Source organism: Streptomyces rimosus subsp. rimosus, from assembly GCF_000720725.1.
GTDB classification, from domain to species: domain Bacteria; phylum Actinomycetota; class Actinomycetes; order Streptomycetales; family Streptomycetaceae; genus Streptomyces; species Streptomyces rimosus_A.
The window spans coordinates 21283-28538 of the sequence record NZ_JOCQ01000105.1; the positions used below are offsets into that span (position 1 = coordinate 21283).

A 7256-nucleotide genomic window follows, 5' to 3' on the forward strand; every position below is an offset into this window, starting at 1 on the left:
CGATCAACGGACAGCACCCGATCAACGGACAGCACCCGATCAGTCGACACCGCAAGCGAAGTCGGCCCAGCGCGCAGGACACATACCGAGCCCGGAATGCGCACCGAGCTTGGAACGCACACCCGGCCCGGAAGGCCCACCGAGCCCGGAACGCACACCCAGCCCAGCGGCTCCGGAGCATCCCCCCGGAAGCAAACCCCGTTCCGCCGTCATCCGGGACGCGCTCGGCGTCGGCATCGCCGTCGGGCTCTCCGGCTTCGCCTTCGGAGTGACCGCGTCCGGCGCGGGCCTCACGGTGCTCCAGGCGTGTGCGCTGAGCCTGCTGGTCTTCACCGGCGCCTCGCAGTTCGCGCTGGTCGGCGCGCTGGCCGCGGGCGGCAACCCGTTCACCGCGGCGGCCGGGGCGTTCTTCCTCGGCACCCGCAACGCCTTCTACGGGCTGCGCCTGTCCGGCCTCCTCGGATACCGGGCGGCGGTCAAACCGTTCGCCGCCCACTGGGTCATCGACGAAACCTCGGCCGTCACCCTGGCCCAGCCCGACCGGCGCAGCGCGCGACTCGGCTTCACGGTCACCGGACTGAGCCTGTACGCCCTGTGGAACCTCACCACCCTCGCCGGGGCCATGGGGGCCGAGGCGCTGGGGGACACGGAGGCCTGGGGGCTGGACGCGGCCGGACCCGCGGTCTTCGTGGCGCTGCTGGGGCCCATGCTCAAGACGACGGCGGAACGGGCCACGGCAGGGCTCGGGGCCGTACTCCTGCTGGTCACGCTGCCGCTGCTGCCGGCGGGCGCCCCGGTCCTGGTGGCGGCGCTGGCCGCGCCGGCCGTCCTCTGGGCGGAGGGACGCCGGACCCGCACACGTACCGGCGACGCTCCGAGCACCACGCATACAGGCACCACGGACACGGAAACCGCGGATACAGGCACCACGGATATAGGCACCACGGTTACAGGCGTCACGGATGCAGAGAAGAGCACACGAGAGGCGGGCGCACGATGAACGTCTGGATCGCGATCGGCGTCACCGCCGTCGGCTGCTATCTGGTGAAGTACCTCGGCCTCCTGGTGCCCGCGGGCGCCCTGGAACGGCCGCTCGTCCAGCGCCTGGCCGCCCTGCTGCCGGTGGCCCTGCTCGCCGCGCTCACCGCACAGCAGACCTTCAGCGACGGACACCACCTGTACCTGGACGCCAGGGTGGCGGGCGTCGGCGCGGCGGTGGTCGCCCTGCTGCTGCGCGCGCCGTTCCTGCTGGTCGTCGCGGTCGCGGTGGCGGTGACGGCGGGCGTACGGGCGCTGGGCGGGTGAGGACGGAGCGGTGAGGACGGAGCGGGTGAGGACGGATACGTACACAGGCGTACGCACGCGTCTGACCGCGGTCAGACGTCTGACCGCGGTCACTGCCGGCCGGGCAGGCGCCCATAGGCGCGCAGCGTCAGCAACGCCTTGACCGTCACCATCGGGCGGCCCTCCAGAGCGGTGCCCGGGGCCCATACGCGCCAGTTCACGGGCCAGCCGCCGTCCTCCCGCTGGAGGGCGGCGAGGTGGTCCAGCGCCCGGTCCGTCTCGGCATCCGTGAACCAGCGGCGGGCGAGCGAGCCCGGCGCGGCCGCGTAGTCGTACGCGAAGTGGTGCTCACCGGGCGCGTAACCGGCCGGCACCGGCGTACGGGCCGCCTGTTCCGGCTCCAGGAGGACCAGCCGCTGCGCGCGCACCAGAGAACCCAGGCGCTGCGCGGCGGCCTCGGCGCGGGGCCGGTCCGGCGCGCCCTCCAGGAACGCGAGCGCCGCCTCGACCTCGTACGGATGGGTGCTCTCCAGGGACTCCACCGCCTGCCAGCAGAAGTCCGTGGCCCGGAACAGCCAGGCGTGCCAGACTCCGTTGCGGTGCAGCAGCCCCACGACGGGCCCGGTGGTCAGCAGAGCGCTCGGCGGGTCGTCGGGCACCGGCAGCCAGGGTGCGGCCGGATAGCCGCGCAAGGAGGGGTGCAGCGCGGGCAGCGCGCCCTGCAGGGTGGACACCTCGGTCAGATATCGGCAGATCCGCTCGGCCCGCTGACCGCCACAGCGCCCGATGCGGTCGAGAACGTACAGGGCGTGCGCGGTGTGCAGCGGCTGACTGACCGGGCCGCGCAGGTCGGGCTCCAGAGCGTGCCCGTAACCACCGTCCGGATTGGCGTACGCGGCGAGCGCGGCCTCGACACCGTCCGCGCTCCCGCCCAGGAAGTGGTACGCGAAGCGGCGCTGTTCGAGCACCCGGGCAGTGAGCCAGATGAAGCGCTCGGCACGCGCCAGTGAGGTCGGCTGTGGTGCTCCGTTTTCCGCCATGGACCGACGGTAGGGCCGAACCGGCGGCCCGGCACCGACGCGGACACGGCTGCACTCTCAGGGGCGGGATACTGGAGGTATGCGGTTGACGGTCTTCTGGGAGCGGATGGCGGAGCACTTCGGTGCGTCCTACGCCGACTCCTTCGCGCGTGATCATGTGATGTCCGGGCTCGGCGGGCGGACCGTCCACGAGGCGCTGGACGCGGGGTGGGAGGCGAAGGAGGTCTGGCGGGTGGTCTGCGCGACGATGGACGTCCCGTACGACAAGCGCTGACGCGGGCCGGGCCGGGAGGGCCGGGAGGGCCGGAAGGGCCGGGAGGGGCCCGCGCGGAGGGGCCGGGCGGGGGTGGACGGCCGTGCCGCGCGGGGCAGGGCGGGAGTTGTCGGACCTGTGCGCGACACTTGGGCCGTGCCAGCGACCGAGAATCCCACCAGCCACGACGACCCACGACCGGACGGCCCAGCCGCGCCGCGGATGCCGCGGTGGCTGCCCCGCGCCATGGTGCTGGCGCTCGCCCTCGTGGCCTGTTTCCAGCTCGCCAGCTGGGCGTTCCACCAGCTCATCTCGCTGCTGCTGAACGTGCTCATCGCGTTCTTCCTCGCCCTGGCCGTCGAGCCCGCCGTGGACTGGATGGCGGCCCGGGGCATGCGGCGCGGGGCCGCGACCGGCCTGGTCTTCCTCGGCATACTCATCGGGACCGCGGGGTTCTTCGCGCTCCTCGGGTCGATGCTCGCGGGCCAGATCGCCACCATGGTCCAGGAGTTCCCGCAGTACCTGGACTCGGTGATCAGCTGGATCAACAGCACCTTCCACAGCCACCTCTCGCGGGTCGAAGTGCAGAACAACCTGCTCAAATCGGACTGGCTGCAGAAGTATGTGCAGGACAGCGCCAACAACGTGCTCGCCGTCTCCGCGACCGTCCTGGGCAGCCTGTTCAACCTCCTGACGGTGGCGCTGTTCTCCTTCTACTTCGCCGCCGACGGCCCCCGGCTCCGCCGCGCCCTGTGCTCGGTCCTGCCGCCGTCCCGCCAGGCCGAGGTGCTGCGCGCCTGGGAGATCGCGGTCGCCAAGACCGGCGGATATCTGTACTCGCGCGGCCTGATGGCGCTCATCTCGGGCATCGCGCACTACGTCCTGCTGGAGATCCTGGGCGTGCCGTACGCCCCCGCGCTCGGCATGTGGGTGGGGCTGGTCTCCCAGTTCATCCCGACCATCGGCACCTACCTCGCGGGCGCGCTGCCGATCCTGCTCGCCTTCACCGTCAACCCCTGGTACGCGCTGTGGGTCTTCGGCTTCGTCGTGGTCTACCAGCAGTTCGAGAACTACCTGCTCCAGCCGCGCATCACGGCCAAGACCGTGGACATCCACCCCGCCGTGGCCTTCGGCTCGGTGATCGCCGGCACGGCGCTGATGGGCGCGGTCGGTGCGCTGATCGCCATCCCCGCGACCGCGACGCTGCAGGCGTTCCTCGGGGCGTACGTGAAGCGGTACGAGGTCACGGACGAGGTACGGGTACGGGGCGGCGGCCGACGCCGACGCGCCTCCTCGGCCCTGCGCCGACTGCGCCGCTCCCTGCACGACGACCCACCGGCCGCGCCGCTGGAGGGGCGCGGAGACGGGGGCGGGGGCGGCGACGGCCCGAGCCATGGTGGTACGGACGGGGATGAGCGGGGCACGGGCGGCACGGACAGCAAGGGCGGATGAGAGGGCGGGCGGAGCCGAGGCCGTCCGCCCTCGGCTCCGCCCCGGGCTGCCCTCAGCCCTCCCTCGCTGCCCCTCCAGCGCCACCTTCGGCAGCAGCCGGGCCAGGGGCGCCGGGAGCCGCCACGCGCGGCGGCCCAGCAACCGCAGCACCGCGGGCACGATCAGACAGCGGATCACCACGGCGTCCAGCAGGATTGCCACCGCCAGGCCGAGGCCGAACTGCTGCAGCATCCGGTCCGGGCTGAGCACGAAGACCACGATCATGATGGCCGCGGCGGCCGTGATGACCCTGCCAATGGCGACCAGGCCGGCGCGTACGGACGCGGTGGGGTCGCCGGTGCGTATCCACTCCTCGTGCACCCGGGAGAGCAGGAACACCTCGTAGTCCATCGAGAGCCCGAAGACGATCGCGCGAGCCGCCGAGGGTGGCGCGCAGGTGGCCGAGCACGTCGTGCAGCTCCCTGGCGATGCGCAGCCGCTCCTCGGCCGCCGACTGCCGGGCCCGCACCTCCTTCTCGCGCTCGGCCCCCGGCACCCGCCGCTCGGCCGCTCCCAGGTACGCCCGGCGGGTGTGCTGCGCGTGACCGACCGCGATCAGCCCGACGAGCCAGCCCGCCAGCAGGAACATCGAGGCGTCGTCGACGTGCCGCTGCCCGGGCCCCGCGTCCTCGCCGTACGCGACCGCCAGCATCGTGACGGCGGCGAGGACGACGGCCGGGACGAGGCGGCCCTCGGCGGCGACCGTGGAAGGCGCGACTGCGTAGGCCAAGAGCACCAGCGGCAGGTCGTAGGCGCTGACGGGGAAGTAGACGGCGGTGCACAGCAGGACCAGGACGGCGACCGGTATGGGGTGCCGGCGGCGCCCCAGGAGGGCCGCGCAGCCGGTGGCGATGAGAGCCCAGCCGAGGAGCGTGCGGGGCGGCGGCTCCTCGTGGCCCCGGCTGTTCAGCATGGTGCCCACCACCATGAACAGGACGGCGCCGAGTCCCGCGGCGAGGCGCATGGCGCGCGGGGACGAGCGCCGCCGTGGGGCGGCCGGCGGGAGGGGCGTGCCCGAAGGGTAGGGCGGCGGGTCGCGCGTGGTGTGCTTGACACCAAAATCGAACGTCTATTCTTATGAGACGTCCGACCCGTGTTTCTGCCCGAGTTCCCGGGAGTTATCCACAGGCCGGAGCCGGGTCCGGGCGCATTGTCAGTGGCAGGCGTTAGCGTCATGGACGTGAAGCGATCGACTCAAGCAAACCGGGTGGAAGCCATGGCAGGCACTGACCGCGAGAAGGCGCTGGACGCCGCGCTCGCACAGATTGAACGGCAATTCGGCAAGGGCGCCGTGATGCGGATGGGCGAGCGCCCGAACGAGCCCATCGAGGTCATCCCCACCGGGTCGACCGCCCTCGACGTCGCGCTCGGCGTCGGCGGCATCCCGCGCGGCCGGGTGGTGGAGGTCTACGGTCCGGAGTCCTCCGGCAAGACGACCCTGACCCTGCACGCGGTGGCGAACGCGCAGAAGGCCGGCGGCTCCGTCGCCTTCATCGACGCCGAGCACGCGCTCGACCCCGAGTACGCCAAGAAGCTGGGCGTGGACACGGACGCGCTGATCCTGTCCCAGCCGGACAACGGCGAGCAGGCCCTGGAGATCACGGACATGCTGGTCCGCTCCGGCGCGCTCGACCTCATCGTGATCGACTCGGTCGCCGCGCTGGTGCCCCGGGCCGAGATCGAGGGTGAGATGGGCGACTCCCACGTGGGTCTCCAGGCCCGTCTGATGAGCCAGGCGCTGCGCAAGATCACCAGCGCGCTCAACCAGTCCAAGACCACCGCGATCTTCATCAACCAGCTCCGCGAGAAGATCGGCGTGATGTTCGGCTCGCCGGAGACCACGACCGGTGGCCGCGCCCTGAAGTTCTACGCCTCGGTGCGCATCGACATCCGCCGTATCGAGACCCTCAAGGACGGCACCGAGGCGGTCGGCAACCGCACCCGCTGCAAGGTCGTCAAGAACAAGGTCGCCCCGCCCTTCAAGCAGGCCGAGTTCGACATCCTGTACGGCCAGGGCATCAGCCGCGAGGGCGGCCTGATCGACATGGGCGTCGAGCACGGCTTCATCCGCAAGTCGGGCGCCTGGTACACCTACGAGGGCGACCAGCTCGGCCAGGGCAAGGAGAACGCCCGCAACTTCCTCAAGGACAACCCCGACCTCGCCAACGAGGTGGAGAAGAAGATCAAGGAGAAGCTGGGCATCGGCGTGAAGCCGGAGGATCTGACGGCGGAGCCCGGCGCGGACGCGGCGGGTGCGGCGGCCGGCGCGGAGGCCCCGGCCAAGTCCGTACCGGCACCGGCCACCAAGGGTGCCAAGGGTTCCAAGGCCGCCGCGGCCAAGAGCTAGTCCATCGTGACGCGGCGAACGGAATGGCCCGAGGACCGCGGCTACGGCCATGGTGACGGCGTCGTCCACGGCGGGGGACGTGACGACGCCGGCCGGGACGGTGGCGCCACCGGCGCCGAGAACCGTGGGAAACGCAAGGACGGCGGTGGCCCCTCCTCGTCGAGGGCCGAGGCGGGGCCGCCGCGTACGCCCGAGGAGCAGGCGCGGGCCATCTGCCTGCGCCTGCTCACCGGGTCCGCGCGCACACGCAAGCAGCTGGAGGACGCCCTGCGGGAGCGGGGCATCCCCGAGGAAGCGGCGCAGGAGGTGCTGTCCCGCTTCGAGGAGGTGGGGCTGATCGACGACGCGAAGTTCGCCGGCGCGTGGGTGGAGTCCCGGCACCACAGCCGCGGCCTGGCCCGTCGCGCGCTCGCCCGCGAACTCCGCACGAAGGGTGTCGACGCGCAGACGGTCGACGAGGCCCTCGGGCAGCTGGACTCCGAGCAGGAAGAACGCACGGCCCGCGAACTCATCGACCGCAAGCTCCGGACCACCCGCGGCCTGGACCGCGAAAAGCGCATACGCCGCCTCGCGGGCATGCTGGCCCGCAAGGGCTACGCCGAAGGACTGGCCCTGCGCGTGGTCCGACAGGCACTGGAGGAGGAGGGCGAAAATCCGGAGCTGATGGAGTATCAGCTGCCGCCGGAGGTGTAGGGCCGTGGGGTAGGGCCGTGGGGGTGTAGGGGGGCAGGGCTGTAGGGACGCAGGGATGCAGGGCCATGAGGCCGTACGGGCGTTAGAGGTGTAGCGGGCGTGCGGGCGTGCGGGCGTGCGGGCGTGCGGGCGTGCCGGAGTGCGTAGA

The 7256-nt window shown here is 72.1% G+C and carries 7 protein-coding genes and 1 pseudogene; 6 read left to right on the forward strand and 2 right to left on the reverse strand.

Annotated elements, in window-relative coordinates:
- The first annotated feature begins 211 nt into the window (after positions 1–211).
- Positions 212–1000, forward strand: a complete 789-nt coding sequence (locus IH45_RS0135170; RefSeq protein ID WP_234440794.1) for an AzlC family ABC transporter permease — start codon at positions 212–214, stop codon at positions 998–1000.
- Positions 997–1305 (forward strand): AzlD domain-containing protein, encoded by a 309-nt coding sequence (locus IH45_RS0135175; protein ID WP_030678278.1) that lies wholly within the window; start codon positions 997–999, stop codon positions 1303–1305. The genes IH45_RS0135170 and IH45_RS0135175 overlap by 4 nt, the downstream gene beginning before the upstream one ends.
- 89 nt (positions 1306–1394) lie before the next feature.
- On the opposite strand, the gene IH45_RS0135180 is transcribed toward IH45_RS0135175, so the two are convergent.
- Positions 1395–2324: a hypothetical protein gene (locus IH45_RS0135180; RefSeq protein ID WP_030678279.1), complete on the reverse strand. Its 930-nt coding sequence runs from the start codon at positions 2322–2324 to the stop codon at positions 1395–1397.
- Between the two features lie 79 nt (positions 2325–2403).
- Between IH45_RS0135180 and IH45_RS0135185 the strand changes: the two genes are divergently transcribed.
- Positions 2404–2598: a DUF3046 domain-containing protein gene (locus IH45_RS0135185; protein ID WP_030678280.1), complete on the forward strand. Its 195-nt coding sequence runs from the start codon at positions 2404–2406 to the stop codon at positions 2596–2598.
- Between the two features lie 135 nt (positions 2599–2733).
- Entirely contained in the window at positions 2734–4029 is a 1296-nt protein-coding gene (locus IH45_RS0135190; RefSeq protein WP_234440793.1) for an AI-2E family transporter, read from the forward strand.
- An 84-nt stretch (positions 4030–4113) separates the two neighbouring features.
- Here IH45_RS0135190 and IH45_RS1000000147240 read toward each other — a convergent pair.
- Positions 4114–4440 (reverse strand): annotated as a pseudogene (locus IH45_RS1000000147240) (MMPL family transporter); the annotation flags it as partial.
- 844 nt (positions 4441–5284) lie between these two features.
- Between IH45_RS1000000147240 and recA the strand changes: the two are divergent.
- Entirely contained in the window at positions 5285–6415 is a 1131-nt protein-coding gene (recA, locus tag IH45_RS0135205; RefSeq protein ID WP_030678287.1) for a recombinase RecA, read from the forward strand.
- A gap of 6 nt (positions 6416–6421) precedes the next feature.
- A complete protein-coding gene (gene recX, locus IH45_RS0135210) occupies positions 6422–7108 on the forward strand; it encodes a recombination regulator RecX (protein ID WP_030678289.1) in 687 nt (228 codons plus the stop codon).
- Positions 7109–7256 lie beyond the last annotated feature (148 nt).